17 protein-coding genes are annotated in these 21,392 nt (G+C 60.4%); 5 read left to right on the plus strand and 12 right to left on the minus strand.

Annotated elements, in window-relative coordinates; translation table 11 throughout:
• Positions 1-26: 26 nt before the first annotated feature.
• Together G442_RS0107960 and G442_RS0107965 are read right to left on the minus strand one after the other, a co-directional pair.
• A complete protein-coding gene (locus G442_RS0107960) occupies positions 27-602 on the minus strand; it encodes a hypothetical protein (protein WP_246789363.1) in 576 nt (191 codons plus the stop codon).
• Entirely contained in the window at positions 599-1,858 is a 1,260-nt protein-coding gene (locus tag G442_RS0107965; protein ID WP_026397570.1) for an aminopeptidase, read from the minus strand. Before G442_RS0107965 ends, G442_RS0107960 begins: the two co-directional genes overlap by 4 nt.
• 349 nt (positions 1,859-2,207) lie before the next feature.
• On the opposite strand from G442_RS0107965, the gene G442_RS21400 reads away from it, so the two are divergent.
• Positions 2,208-4,361, plus strand: a complete 2,154-nt coding sequence (locus tag G442_RS21400) for a TonB-dependent siderophore receptor (RefSeq protein ID WP_084440433.1) — start codon at positions 2,208-2,210, stop codon at positions 4,359-4,361.
• Positions 4,362-4,723: 362 nt separating this feature from the next.
• Here G442_RS21400 and G442_RS0107975 read toward each other — a convergent pair whose 3' ends face one another.
• The 10 genes from G442_RS0107975 to G442_RS0108020 form a co-directional block, all read right to left on the minus strand.
• Positions 4,724-5,881: a pyridoxal phosphate-dependent aminotransferase gene (locus G442_RS0107975; RefSeq protein ID WP_026397571.1), complete on the minus strand. Its 1,158-nt coding sequence runs from the start codon at positions 5,879-5,881 to the stop codon at positions 4,724-4,726.
• An 86-nt stretch (positions 5,882-5,967) separates the two neighbouring features.
• Complete coding sequence (locus tag G442_RS0107980; protein WP_026397572.1) at positions 5,968-7,443, minus strand: mannitol dehydrogenase family protein; 1,476 nt, start codon at positions 7,441-7,443, stop codon at positions 5,968-5,970.
• Between the two features lie 225 nt (positions 7,444-7,668).
• Positions 7,669-8,442, minus strand: coding sequence for an SDR family NAD(P)-dependent oxidoreductase (locus G442_RS0107985; RefSeq protein ID WP_026397573.1), 774 nt, complete (start codon positions 8,440-8,442; stop codon positions 7,669-7,671).
• Positions 8,443-8,455: 13 nt separating this feature from the next.
• Positions 8,456-9,565: an ABC transporter ATP-binding protein gene (locus tag G442_RS0107990; protein WP_026397574.1), complete on the minus strand. Its 1,110-nt coding sequence runs from the start codon at positions 9,563-9,565 to the stop codon at positions 8,456-8,458.
• Between the two features lie 31 nt (positions 9,566-9,596).
• The gene (locus G442_RS0107995) at positions 9,597-10,424 is read right to left on the minus strand and encodes a carbohydrate ABC transporter permease (RefSeq protein ID WP_026397575.1); all 828 of its coding nucleotides are present in this window, start codon (positions 10,422-10,424) and stop codon (positions 9,597-9,599) included.
• A 4-nt stretch (positions 10,425-10,428) separates the two neighbouring features.
• Positions 10,429-11,265: a carbohydrate ABC transporter permease gene (locus G442_RS0108000; protein ID WP_051292091.1), complete on the minus strand. Its 837-nt coding sequence runs from the start codon at positions 11,263-11,265 to the stop codon at positions 10,429-10,431.
• Positions 11,266-11,347: 82 nt separating this feature from the next.
• Positions 11,348-12,685 (minus strand): ABC transporter substrate-binding protein, encoded by a 1,338-nt coding sequence (locus G442_RS0108005; protein ID WP_026397577.1) that lies wholly within the window; start codon positions 12,683-12,685, stop codon positions 11,348-11,350.
• A gap of 79 nt (positions 12,686-12,764) precedes the next feature.
• A complete protein-coding gene (locus G442_RS0108010) occupies positions 12,765-14,381 on the minus strand; it encodes an FGGY-family carbohydrate kinase (RefSeq protein ID WP_026397578.1) in 1,617 nt (538 codons plus the stop codon).
• A 271-nt stretch (positions 14,382-14,652) separates the two neighbouring features.
• Positions 14,653-16,848 carry a pyrroloquinoline quinone-dependent dehydrogenase gene (locus tag G442_RS0108015; protein ID WP_026397579.1) on the minus strand — a complete coding sequence of 732 codons (2,196 nt, stop codon included), beginning with the start codon at positions 16,846-16,848 and terminating at the stop codon, positions 14,653-14,655.
• Positions 16,845-17,228, minus strand: coding sequence for a hypothetical protein (locus G442_RS0108020; RefSeq protein WP_026397580.1), 384 nt, complete (start codon positions 17,226-17,228; stop codon positions 16,845-16,847). The genes G442_RS0108015 and G442_RS0108020 overlap by 4 nt, the downstream gene beginning before the upstream one ends.
• Before the next feature lie 183 nt (positions 17,229-17,411).
• On the opposite strand from G442_RS0108020, the gene G442_RS25000 reads away from it, so the two are divergent.
• The 4 genes from G442_RS25000 to G442_RS0108035 all read left to right on the plus strand — a co-directional run bounded on the left by G442_RS25000 (position 17,412) and on the right by G442_RS0108035 (position 21,298).
• Positions 17,412-17,627 (plus strand): hypothetical protein, encoded by a 216-nt coding sequence (locus G442_RS25000; RefSeq protein ID WP_154660358.1) that lies wholly within the window; start codon positions 17,412-17,414, stop codon positions 17,625-17,627.
• Between the two features lie 108 nt (positions 17,628-17,735).
• Positions 17,736-19,964 carry an amylo-alpha-1,6-glucosidase gene (locus G442_RS0108025; protein WP_026397581.1) on the plus strand — a complete coding sequence of 743 codons (2,229 nt, stop codon included), beginning with the start codon at positions 17,736-17,738 and terminating at the stop codon, positions 19,962-19,964.
• A gap of 70 nt (positions 19,965-20,034) precedes the next feature.
• Positions 20,035-20,520 (plus strand): cupin domain-containing protein, encoded by a 486-nt coding sequence (locus G442_RS0108030; RefSeq protein WP_026397582.1) that lies wholly within the window; start codon positions 20,035-20,037, stop codon positions 20,518-20,520.
• A 58-nt stretch (positions 20,521-20,578) separates the two neighbouring features.
• The gene (locus G442_RS0108035; protein WP_026397583.1) at positions 20,579-21,298 is read left to right on the plus strand and encodes a YggS family pyridoxal phosphate-dependent enzyme; all 720 of its coding nucleotides are present in this window, start codon (positions 20,579-20,581) and stop codon (positions 21,296-21,298) included.
• The last annotated feature ends 94 nt before the right edge of the window (positions 21,299-21,392 follow it).

A 21,392-nucleotide genomic window follows, 5' to 3' on the forward strand; every position in this document is an offset into this window, starting at 1 on the left:
CCCCCCCCCACGCTCTCGCCGAGGCGTCACTGCGGCTGGCTGTTCATCTCCTGCATCAACGCCTGCGTCCCCTCCGGATTGGCGCGAATCATCGCAACGTTCGCGGGATTGAGCTTTGGCGCCTGCCCGGACGCCTGCGCCTCCTGATTCGACATGATCGCGACAGTCATGCCGAACGCCGTCAATCCGAGTACAAAATCGCGCGGCGTGAACCCGTGCGCACTCAACACCGGTTGGATCCCCGGAACGGCGGAGACACGAGCGATCGTCGCGTCCAGGGAGAGCCGATCCGGCGGCGGTGGTTGCAAGCCGTTGGCGCGCAGGGACTGCACAGTGGCGTACATCCGGGGAATAAAATCCTTTGGCAGCGGATACCGCGCCGCTGTCTCGACATCGCGACGCATCGCCGCCATCTCGGCGGCGGAAGGCTGAGCCGGAGGCGTGGCCGCCTGAGACTGCGTCTCCTGCGCCAGCGCTGGTGTAGTGCGTAGAGCAAGCGCCCCAGCGCATAAACCCACTGCAACCAGCAACGATCCCGTCAGCCGCAGCCTCGTTCCGGTTCGCTTGCTCGAAGACGCACGAAGATAAGTCCAGTCACTCATGCTGCAGCCACCCACTCTCCATGTCGCATCAACGGCGCCGCGCCGCCTGCATCGTCCAGTCCATCCACGTCGATTTCGCCAGAGCCGATCATCCAGTCGATGTGGATCAGGCTGCCGTTCGCCCCACGCTCGGCAAGTTGCTCCGGGCTTTGCCCGTGTCCGTCGACAAGACATTCGGTATAGGCCTGCCCCAGCGCGATATGGCTGGACGCATTTTCGTCGAACAGCGTGTTCTGGAACAGCAAACCGCTCTGGGAAATCGGTGAGGAGTGCGGCACCAGAGCGACTTCGCCCAGACGTCGTGCGCCCTCGTCCGTATCAAGGACCCGACTCAGCACGCTCTCGCCCTTCGACGCTCGCGCCGAGACGATACGCCCCGCCTCGAACGTCACTTCGATACCCTCGATCAGCGAGCCCTGATACGATAGCGGCTTGGTGCTGCGCACATATCCGTCGACGCGCATGCGGTGCGGCGTCGTGAACACCTCCTCGGTCGGAATGTTCGGATTGCAGACCACGCCATTTTTGGCGGCGTTCGAGCCCCCGGCCCACAGATGGCCGTCTGCGAGACCCACAGTGAGGTCCGTACCCGGCCCCGTAAAACGGAGCGCGGAGAAACGACGATCATTAAGAGCGGCGGCGCGCCGGTGAAGCTGCGCGTTATGCGCTGCCCAATCCGCGACCGGGTCGGCGCCGTTGACGCGAGACGCCGCGAAAATGGCGCGCCATAACTTCAGAACTGCCTCATCCTCCGGCTCTCCGGGGAAGACGAGCGCCGCCCAGGCGGGCGTCGCCGCCGCCACGATGTTCCAGTTCACGGCAAAGCTTGTGATGATCTCCAGTGCCGGACGATTGGCCACCGACGCCGCACGGCTCGCGCGCGCTATCCGGTCCGGCTCCTGCCCGCTCAACAGACTCGGGTTGCCTCCCGTAATCGCAAGCCGCGCGGCGCCGGAACGAAAGCCGTTGGCCATCCCCTCCGCGAGCCAGGTCGCGGCGACGTCAAACGTGTCGTCAGCCGCGTTGGCGTAACGCGCGAGCGTCGCCTCGTCGTCCGAATACATTGTGGTCACCAGCGACGCCCCGGCCTTGTAGGCATGCTCGGTGATGCGCCTGACCAAAGGAACCGCCTCAAGCGGCGCTGTGACGATCACCTGTTGTCCATGCGCGATGTTGAGCCCGACACTGACAGCGGCGCGGGCCAGACGGTCGACGCCCGCCGCGATTTCGGCGTCGGTGGATTGAGATGTGGCCATATAGTCAAGGCTCCGTATGCAGGCGAGAACACGCGATCGGCCGTGAAAGGCCGCCCGAGCGACACCTTCGAAGGGTAGGCCCCGCGAGCGGAAAAGGGCAAGTCCGCCCCAGATTCAGGATAGACCATTGAAACATCTTCAGCGCCACGTGGAGACGATTGCGCCCGGAGCGCAGTCGCACCCCGGACGTTGGCGCACGCCGAATAAGGCCATTGCCCGACACGTTGGACTGCACGCTAAAACGCCCAGCCAAAGGCTCTAGCGAGAAATTTGGCGACAGTCATTGATAATGGTTCTTAATATCATGTAGACTTGCCACGCCCCCCAATATTTACGGTTCCCCCCTCGAATGCGTCGCCAATCCCCCCTGCTGCCTGCCCTTCTCTGCGCAGCAGCGCCCATGCTTGCGCCCTCTCACGCAGACGCCGCACAATCCACAAAACAGACGACGCCCCCGGATTCCGGACCGTTTCTTTCCTCCGAAGCCGAAACCGTCACCGTACGCGCCACAAGAAAAAAGCTGCTCGTCGATACGGTCGCCGCCGCGACCAAGACCGCAACGCCCATCGAGCAGACGCCGCAGAATGTCACTGTCATCACTCAGGACCGAATGCAGCTTCTGAATTCACGCAGCGTTTCTGAAGCGGTGCGCTACTCCGCAGGCGTTTCAGACTACGGCTCCAAAGACGATCCACGCGGCTACTTCGGCACCATCCGGGGCTTCACGCCGGACATCTACCTCGACGGCACGCGGACGCCGGACGCCGCAAGCTCGCAATCCTTCAGCATCGAACCATGGGGGCTGGAGGAGATCGACGTCCTTCGCGGCGCGTCTTCCTCGCTTTACGGTTCGGGGCAACTGGGCGGCATCATCAACGCTGTCAGCAAGCGCCCGCGGCCCGATCAGAAAAACGAAATCTCGTTCCAGACAGGATCGTACAGCCGCGTTCAGGGCGCAGCAGACGTAGGCGGAGCGCTGAACAAGCAGCACACCCTCCTGTGGCGCTTCAACGGTCTGATCAGAAAATCTGATACGTACGCAAAAAATATCCTCAACAACGAGATTTACGTAGCGCCCTCCCTGCGGTGGATTCCCGATCAGAAAACAGACTTTACGTTCCTCAGCAGCTTCGAGCAGCTCGACGCCGGATCGACGGCGCAGTTTCTGCCAGCGCAAGGCACCGTGCTGTACAATCCGAACGGTCAGCTCCCACGTAATATCCTGATGAGCGATCTCAATTATGACGTCTATTCAAAACGGCAGGTCGCCGTCGGCTATGCCTTCAAGCGCGAAATCACGCCGAACTGGACGATTTCACAGAACATGCGTTACGCGCATCTCGATCTTCTTTATCGCTTCGTCACCGCCGTCGCCCTGAAATCCGACGAACGCACCCTGACGCGCCAGGCGTTGCTCCAGTCCGCCAATTACAACAACGTCACGCTCGATACACGCTCCGAACTGAAACTCAATACGGCGGGCGTGCATCACGACCTGCTGTTCGGCACTGACTTCAGAAGCGATTTCATCGCCACGCGGCGCGGACAAAAGACTGCTTCATCACTAGACTTATACAACCCTGTCTACACGACGATTTCGTGGCCGACCTATGGAAGCAAAACCAACACCAACGAGACCGAGACGCAACTTGGCGTCTATGCGCAGGAGCAGGCCGACTGGCGCGGCTTTCATCTGACGCTGTCCGGACGCGGCGATTTCACGCAGAGCCTGACAGTCGACAACCTGACCTCCGCGCGCACGCCTCAACGCAACAACGCCTTCACCGGGCGCGTCGGGCTGCTCTATCAGTCCTCGTTCGGCCTTTCTCCCTATGTCGCGTATTCAACATCCTTCCAGCCGCAGGTCGGCGTCACCCGCCTCAATACCCCTTATGTGCCGACCAAAGGGAGACAGATCGAGGCAGGCGTGAAATATCGCCCGCCGGAAAAGAGTTTTTTAGGCAATTTCATGTTGACGGCGGATGTTTTCAGCCTCGTCGAGACAAACGTTCTGACGACCGATCCCGTGGACTCCACATACGATATCCAGACCGGACGGCAACGCACGCGTGGGTTCGAAGTCGAAGGACTGGGTCGCCTGCCCTGGAATATCGACTTTCTCGCGTCCTTCACCTGGCAGGACCCCCGCATCACCAAATCAACCGACGCAAGCGAGGTCGGACAGCGGCCGACGACAGTTCCATCCCATATGGCGTCCCTGTTTCTCAAACGGGACGTGCGGCTGACGCCGGACTGGCGCGGAGGAATCGGTGGCGGGGTGCGATACACGGGGAACACCGCCGGCGCGCTGCCTGCGACGTTTCTTGTGCCGAGTCAGCTCGTCTGGGATCTGGAGGCCCATATCGACTACCGACAGTTCAAGATTCAATTTAACGGAACGAATATCACAAACCGTAAATACGTCTCTATCTGCACGCGCTCCGTCGCCTGCTCCTGGGCTCCGGGGCGAGCGGCCTTCGTAACCCTGTCGTACGATTTCTGACGTCGCGCCTGTCTACGTAGCGGAAACGGGCGATACACATCTCTGTGAGAGGCCTCGATATTTCTTGCCTGGACAGCACACCTCAGCATAACATACATTCACATAAAGAATAAGAAGGCGCAGCATTTGCATGCGCCCCCTATCCCCCTAGGCGACTGTAACAACGCCGCCCCTCGAAAATAGCATCCATTTGGCGCCATGCGATCTATAGGCAAAAAAACCCTAGAAATATCTGACGATAAACGTCTTTTTCATTCTCTATGCTGACGCCGCTACGGCGCGCGGCGGCGTGAACGTCCGTCAACGATCTTCCCTTTCGCTCTGACATCTTCGCGCGCTCGGCTCTGGCGAAAATGCGCAAATTACTGTCCGATGGGGCGCGTCTCCGCCTCACGCGCCGCAAACCATGGGGTCATCCGGGCGATGGCCTCTTCGATGCAATCGGTCGACACCGCGAAGCTGAAGCGGATGAAACGCTTGCCCTCGACTGGATCGAAGTCGACGCCCGGCGCTATGGCGACTCCGGTGTCCCGCAAGAGTTGTTCGCAAAAGGCCAGACTATCCTGTGTGAGATGCCCGACGTCGGCGTAGATGTAGAATGCGCCGTCCGGCGGCGCGATCCGCTGCAACCCCCAGGCCGGCAACGCGGCCAGAAGAAGGTCGCGATTGCGACGATACGTCCTGACATGGCGGTCAAGTTCGTCACGGCAATCAAACGCGGCCAACCCCGCATGCTGACTCAACGATGACGGCGTCAGGAATAGATTCCCCATGCGCGCCCGCGCGGCGGCGATCTTGTCCTCCGGAACCACAAGCCAGCCAAGCCGCCACGGCGCCATACTGAAATATTTTGAGAAGCTGTTCACGATCAGGGCGTCCGGCTCATACTCCAGAGCGCTGTGCGCCGGATCTCCGAAACTCAAGCCGTGATAAATCTCGTCCGAAACGATCCGAATTCCCTGCTTCCGACACACCGCCGCAATGGCCTCAAGCTCCGACCCCGAGAGAATGGCGCCCGTAGGGTTCGCTGGACTTGCGACGATCACGCCCTCCGGCGGGGGCTCGACGGCGGCAAGAAGCTCCGCAGTCAGCTGAAATCTCTCTTTCTCACCGCACGGAATTTCCACTGGTTCTATATGCAGCGCACGCAACGTGTTCCGATAGGCCACATACCCCGGCCGCGCCAGCGCCACCCGCGCGCCCGGCGCGAAACAGCTGGTCAGGGCAAGAACAAGAGCAGGAGACGCGCCGGACGTCAGAAGGATTCGGTCGGGCGAGACTTCAACGCCGTAACTCTCCGCGTAGTGGCGTGCGATCCGCACCCGCAGAGGCTCGCTCTCCCAATATCCCATCGGGTCAGTGTCCAGCACATGGTGCGCGCGCTCTATCGCTCCGCGCGGCGCGCTCGTCGACGGCTGCCCAAACTCCATGTGAATGATGCTGCGTCCCTCCGCCGCAAGCCTGTGCGCGAGCGCGCTGAGCGTTATGGCGTGAAACGGGTCAATCGAAGGCACAGTCATCGGCGGTCCAGACTATCGGAGAAGTCGCGTATCCTGCCAGAAACAGCCGGAGGCCGCCACGGCGCCAACGCCTCCCGAGGCGGGGTTCACTCTATAAGCGTCGCCAGCGTCTTCATCACGCCCATTTCGCGCAGGGCGTGTACGTATTGCGCAACCCTGATCGCGAGCGGATCATTCTCGTTCAGGGCAAGTTCTGAAAACATCGGCAAACTGGTCAACGCCTTGATCGGGTCCGCCGCCACCGCGCGCTCAGTCGCCGACAAATGTGGCTCAAACGGCTCGAAACTGTCTCCGCCATCGGTCTTCCCCGCCAGGTACCCCAGAAAACAGGCGAGCACGAACGCGATGCGATCGGTCGGCGCGCCACGTTCGCGCAGCGCCGCCAGCGTCGGAAGCAGGAAGGTCGGCAGCTTGCTACGCCCGTCCCCCGTGATGCGCGCCAGGCGGTCTCCCACATGCGGATTACCAAAGCGGGCGAGAATCTTGTCCCTGTATTGCTCCAGATCCATTCCTTCCGGCGCAGTCAGAAGCGGCATGACGTCCTGCGTCATGAAGTCGAGCACCAAGTGGTGAATCAACGGGTTATCCACAGCGTCCTTGACCGACTCCAACCCCGCCAGTTGACCGGGATAAGCGAGCATCGAGTGCGACGCGTTGAGCATCCGCACCTTCGCCAGTTCATACGGATGCACATCATCCGTCATCCGCACGCCAAACTGCTCAAACGGCGGGCGGGCGTTACAGAAATTATCCTCTATCACCCACTGCACATAATCTTCTGAAATGATCGGCAGGCGATCATGGACGCCGCATTCCGCGTTTACCCGGTCAGCGTCCTCTTTCAGCACCGCAGGGGTAATTCTATCGACCATGGAATTCGGAAACATCACGTTTTTCTCTACCCATTCTCCCAACGAGGAATCCAGGGCCGTAGCGTGCGCGATCACAGCCCGACGCGTAATCGCGCCGTTGTTCCGAAGGTTGTCGCAGGACAAGACCGTGAACGGTTGCGTTCCTGCCTCCCGCCGCCGACGCAGCGCCTCCACTATGTATCCAAACGCAGACGACGGCGTAGCCGGGGCGGCGAGTTCCGCCTGCGTCGCCCGTGCTCCGAGATGATACGTCCCGCTTTCCGGGTCCTGATTGTAACCACCTTCCGTGATCGTCATGGTGACAATGCGAATTTCAGGCGAAGCCATCCGCCGCAACACAGCTTCCGGGTCGCCCGGAGCAAAGATATATTCAATTATACTGCCGATAATCTGGTGCCTGACGGATCCGTCCGCCGCATACCGGGTCAACGTGTAGAGATCGTCCTGAGCGGGAAACGCCTCCAGTTTCAGGCGTTCCGTCGCGTCGTCGATCAACCCGACGCCAACGATTCCCCAATCCTGCAAGCCCGCAGCCTCCAGAACCTGATCCATATACCAGGCCTGATGCGCCCGGTGAAAATTCCCGACGCTGAGGTGAACGATCCCCGGTGTTACGACCGAACGGTCATAGGAAAAACAGGACGTACGTTCGGGAATTTCTTTAAGCGTGTCGAGACGAAGGTCGATCATGGTTGATCCTGTAGCATGGCGACGAGCGCTCACGCCCTGCATGTGTCGGAAGGCGAGCTTCGACAGCCGTCAATCGTCTCACCACGCCCGACAATAGCGCAGTTCACCGCTCCCGTCATCGTGACGATCGCGTGCCCGCCCTTGTCAAACACGCATGACTGGAACGCTGCATCCGGACGCCAGACCGGGGCGCCCTGCCTCGCGAAAGACGCCGCTGAGCGGCCTTCACCAGACGGTAAACCCGGCATCGACATTGACGATCGCCCCCGTCATGAGGCTCGAGGCGTCAGAGGCCAGAAACTGCACCACGGACGCCACTTCGTCTGGCTGACCCACCCGCCCCATTGGCGTTCCGTCAATCCACCGTTCATACAACTCAGGCTTTTCCATGCCGAAGCGCGTCAGGGTGGTTTCGACATATGTCGGCGCCACCGCGTTTACGCGAATGTTATTGGGAGCCCATTCCGCCGCAAGGGACCGGATATACTGGTGCACGCCCGCCTTCGAGGCGTTATAGGCCGCCTGCTGCTGGGGGCGGTTCACGATCAGGCCCGACATGGACCCGATCGCGACGATGCTCCCGCGATTCTGCCGCAGCATCACCCGCCCCACAGCCTGACAGCAGCGGAACATGCCGTTCAGGTTGATGTCGATCTGCCGCAGCCATTGAGCCTCCGACATGTCCTCGGCCTTGACCTCGGAGATGCAGAGTCCCGCACTGGCGACAAGGATATCGATCTGGCCGAACTCGTCTTCAACGGCTTTGATCGCCGCATCGACACTTTCCATCGAGGTCACGTCCATGCGCACGTGACTCGCCTTGCGCCCCTTCGCACGCAATTCGTCAGCGGAAAGAGACGCACGCGCCTCATCCAGATCCGCCAGCACGACATGCGCGCCAAATTCCGCCAGCGCCCCCGCGCAACACAGACCTATGTTCTGGGCGCCTCCAGTCACGATCGCCACGCGTTGATCAAGATTGAATTTTTCGGCGTACATTGATTTTGTGATCCTATGCGGCCATGCGACCTGATGAACGACGATGGAGCGCCACGCCTTCCGAATTGAAGAGATGGCATCGCTCTGCGGGGAAAGAGAATGTGACTGCATCGTCCGCATGAACGCCGACGCCGCCTTCCGTCTGGATCACGAGAAGAGCGCCATCCTGCATACGAACATGAAGATGTGCGGCGGAACCGAGATATTCCACAAGCTCCACCTGACCGCTTCCGCGGTTCTCCACGGAATCCCCCAGCCGGATATGTTCGGGCCTGACGCCCAAAGTCACCCCTGCGCCAACCAAGTCCTGAGCGCTCCCGGCCGCAACGGCGATCTCCTGCCCCGACGCAAGGCGAACCCTGACCTGCTCTTCGGATGCCGCGATCACTGTGCCCGGAAGAAAATTCATGGGTGGAGAGCCGATGAATTTCGCGACGAACAGATTGCGAGGATGGTCGTAAAGCTCAAGAGGCGACCCCACCTGCTCGACGATCCCTTTTTGCAGGACCACGATCTTGTCCGCCATGGTCATGGCTTCGATCTGATCATGCGTCACATAAATTGTCGTAGCCCCAAGCCTCCGATGCAGGGTCGCCAGTTCCACGCGCATCTGACCACGCAGGGATGCGTCGAGATTGGACAATGGCTCGTCGAAGAGAAACACTTTCGGATTCCGCACGATCGCGCGGCCGATAGCGACGCGTTGCCGCTGCCCGCCGGACAATTGCCCCGGTTTGTGCTTCAGGTAGTTCTCAAGCTGCAACGTTTGTGCGACAGCCAGGATCTTCTCGCGGCGCTCCGCTTCCGGCGTCTTCGCCAGCTTCAGACCGAACTCCATGTTCTGATAGACATTCATGTGCGGATATAACGCATATGACTGAAACACCATGGCGAGGCCACGTTCGGCCGGAGCCAGATCGTTCACCCGTCGCCCGTCAATCAGGAGATCCCCGCTGCTTATGTCCTCCAAACCCGCGATCATTCGCAGCAATGTCGACTTTCCACAGCCCGAAGGCCCTACAAAAACGACAAACTCCTTACTCTCGATCGACAGATCAACGCCTTTTATGATTTCTTCGGACGTATACGTCTTGCGAATATTTTTCAATTCGACAGTAGCCATCAGATGTTTCCTTCACCGCTGCTCATGCTGGTCATTTGACGGCGCCGAATGTAAGGCCACGCACCAGTTGCTTCTGGCTGATCCAGCCAAAGACAAGGATCGGCGCCACAGCAAGCGTGGACGCCGCCGACAGCTTGCCAAAGAACAGCCCCTCAGGCGACGAGAACGACGCAATAAACGCAGCAAGGGGAGCAGCGTTCGACGACGTGAGATTCAACGACCAGAACGCCTCGTTCCAGCATAAAATCATCGACAGCAGCGCCGTTGACGCAATGCCGGGCGTCGCAAGCGGCAGCAGGACGCGCGTGATTTCCTGCCAGCGGCTGGCCCCGTCCATCCGTCCGGCCTCCAGAATGGGAACCGGGATTTCACGAAAGAACGTGTAAAGCATCCACACCGTGATCGGCAGGTTCGTGAACATGTCCACAAGAGCGAGACCCGTGACCGTATCCAGCAGATGCGTGTTCCTCGCGATCAGGTAAATCGGCACCAGCACCCCGACCGGCGGCAACATACGCGTTGAAAGCATCCACAGAAGAGTTCCACGTGTGCGCTTTCCGGGAAGAAACGCCATCGCATAGGCTGCTGGAATGGAAAACAGAAGCGCCACAACCGTCGCGCCGATGGAGACGCCCAGCGTATTGAAAGTGACGCGCCAATAATTCCCCCGCTGAAACACCTCGTGATAACTCTCCAGGGTGGGGACGAAGAACAGCCGCGGCGGCGTAGCGATCGCCCCCGCTTCTCCCTTAAAGCTTGTCAGGAACATCCAGAATATCGGGAAGAAAATCCAGATAGCGACGACCCAACCGACCGCCGCGATCACGAGACTTTTCCCTCGTGCACGTTGCCCCGCCATATCCTCAGACCTCCAGATGGCGGGCGACCGCCCGAACGAGAAACGCCGCTGCGATGTTGGCGATCACAATGGCGATCACCCCGCCCGCTGACGCGCCTCCGACATCGAACTGCAACAGGGCGCGGGAATAGATAAGGTAAGCGAGATTCGTCGATGCGACCCCCGGCCCACCCGCCGTCGTGACCATGATTTCGGCAAAAATTGTGAGAAGGTAGATGGTCTCTATCATGACGACGACCGCGATCGCCCGACTGAGATGCGGCAGGACGATGTGGAAGAACCGTGCGACAGGACCCGCTCCATCCAGAAGCGCCGCCTCCTTTTGCTCCGCATCGAGCGACTGCACGGCGGTCAGAAGGATCAGCACGGCGAAAGGAAGCCACTCCCACGCCACAATCATCATCACCGTCAGCATCGGAAATCGCTGCAGCCAGTCTATCGGCGTCAGACCTACGGCGCGCATCATCCATGAATACACACCGTAAATCGGGTGCAGCATGAGATTTTTCCACAACAGGGCGGACACCGTCGGCATGACGAAAAACGGAGAAATCACAAGGACACGCGCTACGCCGCGCCCAACAAACTCCTGGTCGTACAGGACCGCGAGCAGCGTTCCTCCGCCGACGGAAATCACCAAAACGCCAATGACGAGAATAGCTGTATTGAGCAGCGACTGCAGAAAATCCGGGTCGGAGAGCAGGTACCAGTAGTTATTGACGCCGGCAAACCCATGAAGAGTCGGATCGACCAGATTATAATTCTGGAACGAGTACCAAAGCGTCAACACAAGCGGAACGACGGACCAGACCAGAAGGACAAAGACCGCAGGCGCAAGCATCAGAGCCCCGCTTGCTCCCGCCCCTATCGCTGCCTTTCGGTGATGTTGCGATGCAGTCGTTACGGCGCTCATGCTGATGTCCTCAATGCAGATAGCCGGTTTGGCGCATCGTACGCGTTGTAGACGCTTGAGACGCGGCCAGAGCCTGATCCACCGTCATCTGACCTGACAGCGCGGCCGCGATCGTCTGCCCGACCTGCGTGCCGATCGCCTGAAACTGCGGAATGATGACAAACTGCGCGCCAGTATACGGGCGCGGCTCCGCCGTCGGCGCATCCGGTCCGGCTTCGTTGATGGCGTTCTCCACGAATTTCGCAAACGGCGCCGCTTTCTGATACTCGGCGTTTTCATAGGTCGACTTGCGCGTTCCGGCGGGCGCTGCCACCCATCCCTTCTTCTGTGCGACAAGATTCACATAATCTTTCGATGTCGCCCATGTGACGAAGGCCTCCGCGTCCTGAATATGCTTCGAGCTCGCAGGAACAGCGAGGTTCCAGGTCCAAAGCCAGGTCGGCCCCTTGCCGTAAGGCCCCTTCGGGGATGCGGTGAACCCGACCTTGTCCGCGACCTGCGACTGCTTCGGATCAAAAAGCAAACCGCCCGCCACGGTCGAATCGATCCACATCGCGCAGTGGCCGGTGGAGAAAAGCGCCAGATTTTCGTTGAAACCGTTCGATGTCGCGCCCGGTGGCCCGTCGGCGTTCAGAGCCGAAACGTACCAGTTTATCGCGCCTTTCCAGGCAGGCGTGTCCAGCATCGGCTTCCATCCCATGCCGAACCATTGTCCACCGTATGTGTTGGCCAGCGAGGTCACGAACGCCATGTTCTCTCCCCAGCCCGGCTTGCCACGAAGGCACACGCCGTAAATCTGGTTGGACTTATCCGTTAATTTATCAGCATATTGCCTGATCTGGTCGTATGTCGGAGCCTCCGGCATCGTCAGACCTGCTTTCTGGAACAGGTCCTTCCGATAATAGGTCATGACGCTCTCGGCGTAGAACGGCATGGCGTAGAGTTTGCCGTCCACAGTCAGGCCGCTGCGCACCGTGGGGATCAGGTCGTCGAGATCATAATTCGCGTCTGGCTTTAATTCGACCAGCCATTTTTGTTTCGCCCATATAGGAACTTCATAATTTCCTATGGTCATGACGTCGAACTGTCCGGCGCCGGTCGCAATGTCAGTGGTGACGCGCTGGCGCAGGATGTTCTCCTCCAGTGTGACCCAGTTCAGATGCACGCCGGGATGCGCTTTTTCGAATTCGCTGGACAATTCACGCATGACGATCATGTCACCATTGTTCACTGTCGCGATCGTCAAAGTGCTGTCTGCGTGAGCAATTTCAGCCCCACCGCCGAGGATCGTGCCCGCGATTAAGAAGGCCGCCGCTGTTTTGCTGAATACCGCCCTGATTGTATTCATTTTCTCTGAACTCCCCAAAAGCCTTTTGTTGATTTTATTATCTCTTAGCTTCAAGATTCCGGACGAAGGCGTCGTTCAATCACGCCCGCGCCCACGTCTCCATCCTCGCGCGATATTGCAGTTGGCGGCGCCGCATATCCTGAGAAATCTCATGCTTTGCCTTATGGAATTCGTAAGTTCTTGAATCCGGCAATATCTCGTCGCCAGAGCGACTCATCGCCGTCATCGCCGCAGCGAGGTCTGGAAATACGCCGGAGGCCATCGCTCCCAGAATCGCAGCGCCCAGAAGAACCGAATCCGGCTCCTTCGGCAGAAGTATCCTGCATCCTGTCGCGTTCGCATGTTCCCTCAGAAAAACAGGATTTTTCGTCCACCCTCCGGTCGCAAGCAAAGTGTCGATCCGATACCCTTCCGCATTGAGGGCGTCGATAATGTCGCGTGTTCCGTAGGCGAGCCCCTGCAGGGACGCGAGGTACAGGCGGACCAGATCGTCCTGCGCAGCCGACAGCGTCAGGCCGTCGATTCCACCACGCAAAGCCGGATCCGCGTAAGGAGACCTGTTTCCGTGAAAATCGGCGAGAACATGCAAGGAGGACGCAATTTCTCCCGACGCTCTGCCATTTTCCAGCGCCGCAAGACGCTCGTTGAGCAGAGCAAACACGCTACGTTTCTCAAGCCCTGCCTGCTCAATGAGCGCTGGCCCGGCCGCATGGGTTTCGACAATAAAATCGACCAGCGAGCCAACGGCGGATTGACCGGCCTCATTCAGCCACATGCCCGGCAACATGGCGTCCGCGTAAGGTCCCCATACGCCCGCCACAAAGCGCGCTCTGGAAGAGACCGCCATATGGCAGCTCGACGTGCCGCAGATCAGCGCCAGCACGGCATCGAACTGCGAAGCCTCCGCCGCACCCAGAACTCCAATCCCTCCCGCGTGGGCGTCTATTGCTGACACCCCGACCGGCGTTCCGGGCTCCAACCCGAGTTCGCGCGCTGCGGCCTCGGTCAGCCCTTGGCCAACTACGCCTCCCAGAGGCCGGATATCTCGACCGATACGCGCAAACCCGTCATCCACAAGATCATCCAGGCCGATCCCGCGAAAGTAATCGACGTCCCATTGCCCTTCATGCGCGAGGTAAGTCCATTTGCAGGCCGTCGAACAGGCGGAACGGGATTCCGATCCGGTCGCACGCCAGGTCAGAAAATCGGGGAGATCGAAAAACAGCGTCGCGCGCGTATAGGTCTCCGGCAGTCTTCTCTTCAGCCATAACAGCTTCGGCGTCTCCATCTCCGGGGAGATGGTTCCGCCTACATATCGAAGCACATCGTAACGACCGACGTTTATTTCATCCGCCTCCGAGAGCGCTCGATGATCGGACCACAAAATAACGTCCTGACCGGGCGCGCCCTCGGGGTCGACAGACAGACCCTGCCCATCCGCGCCGATAACGACCAGCGAACACGTGGCGTCGAAACCGACGCCTACGACCTGAACGTCCGACAGCCGGGACAGGGCCTGACGGACGCAAGTGCAAACCGCAGCCCATATTTCAGAGGAGGATTGCTGCGCGAAATCCGACCGTGGACGCCATGTCGTGATCGACTGGGTCGCGGAAGCCAGTTTTTCGCCATCAAGCGAGAAAACACCAGCGCGGGCGCTGCCTGTGCCCACGTCGACGCCAATCAGAACATCCACCAATGATATTATCCCTCCCTTGTTATTTTAGATATTTTTGGGAGACGCGCGAAAGCATGTGTTGTTGGTTATTAGAACAAAAACAACGGAGATTGGTTTTTATACTCAAAAAAAAATTACGAGAATCACATTTACGCGCTTTGCTCTTTCGCCTCGCCCCGACGCGCCTCGAAACCGGTTCAAATCAGCGGCAAGTGCGTTGCCGAAACAAAAAAGCCCCCGGCCGAAACGACCGGGGGCTTTTGACGCGCCAGACCTTGTTATCTGGTGATCAATGCGCGTCAGGGAGTGCGTAAACCACCAGCGCGTCACTGACCGGCGTCTGCATGAAGTGATGTCCGCCAGCCATGATGGCGACGTACTGCTTGCCCTTGTACTCGTAGGTCATGGGCGTCGCCTGACCGCCGCCCGGCAGCACGTCGCTCCACAACTCCTTGCCCGTCTTCGCGTCGAAGGCGTGAATCAGGTTGTCCGTGGTCGCCCCCACGAACACGACGCCGCCCGCAGTAATGACCGGACCGCCGTTGTTGGGCGTGCCGATGGTCAACGGCAGATAGGTGGGAAGACCCCACGGACCGTTCGCGCGAGCGCTGCCGAACGGATGCTGCCACAGCACTTTCTGCGTCTTCATATCGATCGCAGTGATGGCGCCATAGGGCGGCTTGTTGCACATCATGCTGGTGTACTGATCCCAGAACGGCGTCACGACGATGCCATATGGCGTGTCGGCCATCGCGCCGTTGCCTTCTGCGCCGCCGCCCTTCGGGTCGAAATGCGGATCGTCGATCGGCATCAGGCCCAGTTTGTCTGCGACCGGACGAGTCACAAGCTGGTCATACATCGGCGTGTTGTTCCAGTTCGCGATCAGGATGCCTGACTTGGCGTCATACGCCATGCTGCCCCAGTCGCTGCCGCCGTTGTAACCGGGATATTCAATCCAGGGCTTGTCGATCTGCGGCGCAGTGAATTCGCCGTCATACTTTGCCCGACGATACTTCAAACGGCAGTAAAGCTGATCGATCGGAGACATGCCCCACATGTCAGATTCTTTGAGATCAGGGAAACCAAGGCGCGGCATCGCGACCGACCAGGGCTGCGTGGGCGAGCGAGGATCGCCGGGCACATCGGTGTTCGTCGGCGCAGGGCGCTCTTCCACCGGAAGAATCGGCTTGCCGTCACGACGATCGAGAACGAACGTCTGCCCACGTTTCGTCGGAACGATCAGAGCGGGAACAGCCCCGTTCGGGCCGGGGAAGTCGATCATCGTCGGCTGAGAGCCGATGTCGTAGTCCCAGACGTCCTTGTGCGCGGTCTGGAACACCCAACGCGGGGAACCGGTCTTCACGTCGATCGCGACGATTGACGACGATACCGCGTTCTCTTTGTCCGTCCGCATCGCGCTGTAGTAATCGGCGGCGGAGTTGCCGGTCGGAACGTAGACAAGACCCTGCTCATTGTCGCCCGTCATGGTCGCCCAGGAATTCGGCGTGCCGCGACTGTAGTGCTCGCCTTCTTTCGGTTCGCCATGCTCGTCAGGACGATTGACGTCCCACGCCCACAGGAAACGCCCTGTCTCGGCGTCGTAGCCACGGATCACGCCAGATGGCGCCCAGCGGCGCTGACCATCGAGAACTTCCTGGTTGGTGATGATGGCGCCGTTCACGACCGGAGGCGGTGAGGTCATCGACACGAACCCGGGAACGGACTCGCCCATGCCTTTCATGAGGTTGACCTGACCGTGATACCCAAAGCCCTCACAAAGCTTGCCGTCCGCCGCGTCAACCTCGATCAGACGCATATCGAGCGTACTTTCCAGGATGCGGTTATGGCACGGCTCGCCTTCAGGAACGGTCGAAGACGTGTAGTAAACGACGCCCTTACATGCCGCCGTATATGGAATACTCGCGTATTTGACCCCCGCGTCATGCCGCCACACTTCCTTGCCGGTCGCCGGGTCGAGCTTGATAATGTCGTCGAGGGCCGAACACGTGTACAGGCCGTCGCCGACCTTGATCGGCGTCGTCTCAGCCGCCCATTTATTGGCTTGGCCCGGTCCCGGCTTGCTGCCTGTGTGATAGACGAACGCACGCTGAAGCTTGCCGACATTCTCCGGCGTGATCTGGTCCAGCGGCGACGAACGGGTCGCGTCATTGTCGCGTCCGTATGCAGGCCAGTCGTCGTGCGCCGGAGCGGAGCCCTGTTGCGCCACGGCCTCGGTCGCTTCACTGGGTTCCGCTGGCGGACCATCCGGAATATTCGCCGCGTTCACGCCCGGCGCCTGGGGCGCGCTTGGCGACGGTCCTGCGAAATAGGAGGGCGGACGCCCACCAGCGCCGTCACTACCGGCGCCTGGACCCGGAGGCGCATCATGTTCAGGCACCTGCGCCAGCGCGCCCGGTCCTGTAGAGTAAACGAGAGACAGTCCACCAATTACAGTGGCCGTCAGAAGTAGCGCACGGTTCTTCATGCGACGCCTCCCCGCGTTACGGTCGAGCGTTCGATGCGCTGCAACACCGGAATTGTCAGAGCGACCGCGATGGCGACCAGTGTCGGTCCGAAAAGTCGTGGCAGAAGAGCCCATCCATCCAGTCCGGCTTCCCAGAAGGCCCAGGGCCAGGTCACAAGCCATGCCGCAAGATATACAAAAGCGCCGAGCGTCCGCCCCAGCAACATCAGCACTCCGCCGGCGATAATCGCCGCGCCGAACAGCACATAGTACCAAGAGCCGCCGAGAGCGACGAGTTCCGCTCCCATGATCAGAAGAGGGAGGCCGAGCAGAACGACGACGACAGCGAGCACGAGCGTCGCCCACTCCGTCCCGCTTGTCGGCTTGTGAAACGTAGCCATCAACAATCTCCAGGAGGTTCGGCTCCTGTAACGCATGACACGACCAAAGGTGCCAACGCCTGCGATGTATTAAAAATTCACCAATCCCTCACGCAATGTGCAGACATGGTGATTTTTCTCGGCATTCCGCCGCGAACTCTCGCTTAGGTAAAGAAAAATTTACCTGAAAAACGAATAGATGCCATGCGGAATGCAATCGATCAGGCCGACCGCGGCAGGGAGAATCCGGCAACGTCGCGGGAACTTTTCGCGCCTTCGAAGCGTCAGATCGAGTTGATAAAAATTTATGGCTCACCCCCCGGACCGCGCGTAGGGTGGGAAGTCCACGTCAATCGGAAACCGACCACTTTAGAGCCGAACCACCTTCCCCATATCCGCCGCCAGTTCTATCGTGCCTGACAAAGTCGCCGTCACGCCCCCTGTTGGCGCCGGGCGCACAGTGCATCCACGCCGCTTCCGGCCCACCACCGGGCGGAAGACGGCTCTCGCAAGCGAGGACCTGATCTCATGGACATGCAGCCAGAAGCGACGGTCGGCGACGTCAAGAAGCAACCCGCCGTCGGGGAGCGGCCCGCCCCCCCCAAGTCGGACGAATTCAGCCTGTCAGGCACGGCACTTCTGTCTGGCCGCAAGCTGCATACCCTGAAACAGGGTGATATGTTTGGCGTTTTCGACCAGACAGGCGACATCCTCTGGGGCAAGGACATCGCGGACGGGCTATATTACCACGACACGCGCTACCTTTCCGGATTGACGTTCCGGCTCGGCGGCCAGAGACCGGTGCTTCTGTCGTCGGTTGTCCGCGAAAACAATGTGATGCTGTCGGTCAACATGACCAACGAATCACTCCCCCTGAGTGACGGCGAACGACTGGCTCATGACCTTCTGCATGTCCGCCGGTCCCGCTTTCTCTGGAAGGGCCGCTGCTTCGAACGCATCGAAATCCGCAATTTCGACGTTTTACCGCATAACGTCTCATGCGACATGCGTTTCTTCGCGGACTACGCCGACCTGTTCGAAGCTCGTGGCGCACGGCGCGCCAAGCGTGGCCAGTTCCTGGACCCGGCGATCGGAGAGAATGAAGTCACGCTCTCCTATATGGGGCTCGATAAGAAGAAACGCTCCACGCGTCTTCTATTTTCTCCAACTCCGCAGAAGCTGTCAGCGGATTACGCGGCGTTCGAGTTCTCCATCGCTCCCGGCGAACGCGCGCTGATCCATGTGGAAATCCAGTGCGACCCGTCGGAGCGCAGCACCGTTCCTCCCAATCGCGCGTTTCTGAACGGCGCCGTCGCGGCGCGGCGCGCGCTGCGGCGGACCTCGTCTCAAGCCACCGCCATCGCGACCTCGAATGAGATATTCAACGAAGCGATCCGCCGCTGCATCTGCGACATCTACATGTTGCTGACCGAGAAGAAGACCGGCCACTACCCCTACGCTGGCGTGCCATGGTACAGCACGGTCTTCGGACGCGACGGACTGATCACGGCGCTTCAGACGCTCTGGATCGATCCGTCCATCGCCAAAGGCGTCCTCCTTTACCTCGCCGCCAATCAGGCCGATGAGGAAGACCCCATAGCTGACGCGGAGCCGGGAAAAATCCTGCATGAAGTCCGGCTCGGCGAGATGGCCGAGCTCGGCGAGGTGCCATTCCGCCGTTACTATGGTTCGATCGACTCAACCCCGCTCTTCGTGATGCTCGCTGGCGAATATCTCGATCGCACGGGGGACGTCGGAACGCTGAGCCATCTTTGGCCGCACGTCACGCGCGCGGTCGACTGGATCGAGCGGTTCGGCGACCGTGACGGCGACGGCTTTGTCGAATACGGCCGACGTAACAAGGACGGGTTAGTCAATCAGGGCTGGAAAGACAGCTTTGACAGCATTTTCCACGCCGACGGTGCATTGGCGGAAGGCCCGATCGCCCTGTGCGAAGTGCAGGCCTACGTATATGCCGCGCGCCGCGCCGCTGCGCGGATTGGTCGCCGACTGGGCCAGACAGCCTACGCAGCTCATCAGGACGAGCGCGCCGAGACCCTGCGCGTTACCTTCAACCTGAAATTCTGGAACGAAGACATAGGCACCTATGTCATCGCTCTGGACGGCAAGAAGGAGCAATGCGCCGTCCGATCGTCGAACGCCGGGCACGTCTTGCTGACAGACATCGCCCCCGCCGAACGGCGGGAACAGGTGGTCCGCACGCTGATGCACCGCAATTCATTCTGTGGCTGGGGCATACGCACCATTCCGGAGGGCGAGGCGCGTTATAATCCCATGTCCTACCACAACGGCACCGTCTGGCCTCACGACAACTCGCTGATCGCCATGGGGTTCGCCCGCCACGGTTATCGCGACGAAGCTGTCCAGATATTCGAGGCGCTGTTCACAGCTGCATTCTACACCGACCTGCGGCGCCTTCCGGAGCTGTATTGCGGTTTCACCCGCGACAGGTCGGAAGGGCCGGTGCGCTATCCGGTCGCCTGCTCACCCCAGGCGTGGGCCGCCGCCGCCCTGCCCGCCGTGCTGCAGGCAATTCTCGGCCTGCGCTACGATCCTGGATCAGTCTCGGTTGAGTTCACGCGGCCCTGCCTGCCTGAATCGATAGAATCCCTGACCCTGTTCAATCTCGCCGTCGGCGGCGAGCATCTGACGGCGCGCGTCGTCCGCGTTGGAGACGAAGTCGCCATCAATGTGGTGGAGCGGTCGCCGTCCATCCGCCTGCATATCGTGAACTGAGTCCGGCCGTTCCACGCACCCGTATTGGGGTGCGTGGAACGGCAACGTCACGCATCGCGTAGAGGATCAAATGTCGAAAAAAGCGTTTCTGACCGTCTCCCTGATTGGAATGACACTCACCCCTTTCTGCGCATCAGCCGAGGATAAGGCGGTCGTCCTTACCCCGAGGCAGATCACATGGGCCGCCGCGCCTGTCGACTTCCCCAAAGGCGTGAAGATTTCCTACGTCTTCGGCGATGTGTCGGCCGCCGGCCCGTTTGTAATCCGCGTCGAAATGCCTCCGCACACCACCATCGCGCCCCATGTTCACAACATGGACGAGATGCTGACTGTCATCTCCGGTCACTTCACGCACTTCGTCGGCAAAACGCTGGACAGCAGTGAGAAAGAGGAGCTTGCAGCCGGCTCGTTCCTGCACCTGCCGCAAGGCGTTCCTCACGCGCTTCGCACAGGCGCCTCTCCGACGGTTGTGCAGGTCAGCGGCGTCGGCCCGTTCGGCATGACCTATGTGAACCCCGCCGACAATCCGGCCAACGCGTCGACCCCGGCGAAGTAAGCACCCTTCTTCCGACCATCTGCTTGACCTGACGCTCAGGAGCGGCATTTTGCCGTCTATGAACGATCCGTCATCTGACCCGGCCACAGGCGTGAACGATCCGATCGCCGAAGGCCTGCGCGCCGTCCGCTCCCGGATCGAAGCCGCCGCGCGCGACGCCGGTCGAGACCCCGCCTCGGTCGGCCTTGTCGCCGTCTCCAAATTTCATCCGGCGGCGAGCGTGGAGGCCGCGCTACGAGCCGGGCAACGCGTCTTCGGCGAAAACCGCGTGCAGGAAGCGGCGGAAAAATTTCCCGCCTTGCGCGCCCGTTACCCGGATCTGAAACTGCACCTGATCGGCGGCTTGCAGACCAACAAGGCGCGCGACGCCGTGCGCCTCGCCGACATGATCGAAAGCCTCGACCGCCCGGCCCTTGCCGACGCTCTGGCGCGCGCCGCGGACCGGGAAGGGCGGCTCCCGGAATTGCTGATCGAGGTCAACACCGGCGACGAGCCCCAAAAGTTCGGCGTGCCCAGAGAAAAAGCGGACGCGTTCATCCGAACCTGCCGGGAGCGCTTCGGCGACCGGGTGCGCGGGTTGATGTGCATCCCGCCAGAAGGAACGAACCCAGCGCCCCATTTCCGCTTCCTGGGCTCCCTCGCCGACGCACACGGTCTCCCGACGCGGTCCATGGGCATGTCAGCTGACTTCCCGGAAGCCATCGCTGAAGGCGCAACACTGGTGCGCGTCGGCACGGCGATTTTCGGCGGACGCCCCGCCATGCTTGCAAGACCGTGACGACAGGCCCTAAGTCACCGAAACGCGATCAGGCGAACTCTCCATGTTCGACCGCATCCCATTTTCTGCGCATCCCCGACCGGGCGGCTTCAGC

This window comes from Acetobacter nitrogenifigens DSM 23921 = NBRC 105050, from assembly GCF_000429165.1.
Lineage (GTDB): Bacteria > Pseudomonadota > Alphaproteobacteria > Acetobacterales > Acetobacteraceae > Acetobacter > Acetobacter nitrogenifigens.

Bases quoted from the DNA above. Each gene is read 5' to 3' on its own strand.
- G442_RS0107960 (WP_246789363.1), bottom strand. From the start codon at position 602: ATGAGTGACTGGACTTATCTTCGTGCGTCTTCGAGCAAGCGAACCGGA.
- G442_RS0107965 (WP_026397570.1), bottom strand. From the start codon at position 1,858: ATGGCCACATCTCAATCCACCGACGCCGAAATCGCGGCGGGCGTCGAC.
- G442_RS21400 (WP_084440433.1), top strand. From the start codon at position 2,208: ATGCGTCGCCAATCCCCCCTGCTGCCTGCCCTTCTCTGCGCAGCAGCG.
- G442_RS0107975 (WP_026397571.1), bottom strand. From the start codon at position 5,881: ATGACTGTGCCTTCGATTGACCCGTTTCACGCCATAACGCTCAGCGCG.
- G442_RS0107980 (WP_026397572.1), bottom strand. From the start codon at position 7,443: ATGATCGACCTTCGTCTCGACACGCTTAAAGAAATTCCCGAACGTACG.
- G442_RS0107985 (WP_026397573.1), bottom strand. From the start codon at position 8,442: ATGTACGCCGAAAAATTCAATCTTGATCAACGCGTGGCGATCGTGACT.
- G442_RS0107990 (WP_026397574.1), bottom strand. From the start codon at position 9,565: ATGGCTACTGTCGAATTGAAAAATATTCGCAAGACGTATACGTCCGAA.
- G442_RS0107995 (WP_026397575.1), bottom strand. From the start codon at position 10,424: ATGGCGGGGCAACGTGCACGAGGGAAAAGTCTCGTGATCGCGGCGGTC.
- G442_RS0108000 (WP_051292091.1), bottom strand. From the start codon at position 11,265: ATGCTTGCGCCTGCGGTCTTTGTCCTTCTGGTCTGGTCCGTCGTTCCG.
- G442_RS0108005 (WP_026397577.1), bottom strand. From the start codon at position 12,685: ATGAATACAATCAGGGCGGTATTCAGCAAAACAGCGGCGGCCTTCTTA.
- G442_RS0108015 (WP_026397579.1), bottom strand. From the start codon at position 16,848: ATGAAGAACCGTGCGCTACTTCTGACGGCCACTGTAATTGGTGGACTG.
- G442_RS0108020 (WP_026397580.1), bottom strand. From the start codon at position 17,228: ATGGCTACGTTTCACAAGCCGACAAGCGGGACGGAGTGGGCGACGCTC.
- G442_RS25000 (WP_154660358.1), top strand. From the start codon at position 17,412: ATGCGGAATGCAATCGATCAGGCCGACCGCGGCAGGGAGAATCCGGCA.
- G442_RS0108025 (WP_026397581.1), top strand. From the start codon at position 17,736: ATGGACATGCAGCCAGAAGCGACGGTCGGCGACGTCAAGAAGCAACCC.
- G442_RS0108030 (WP_026397582.1), top strand. From the start codon at position 20,035: ATGTCGAAAAAAGCGTTTCTGACCGTCTCCCTGATTGGAATGACACTC.
- G442_RS0108035 (WP_026397583.1), top strand. From the start codon at position 20,579: ATGAACGATCCGTCATCTGACCCGGCCACAGGCGTGAACGATCCGATC.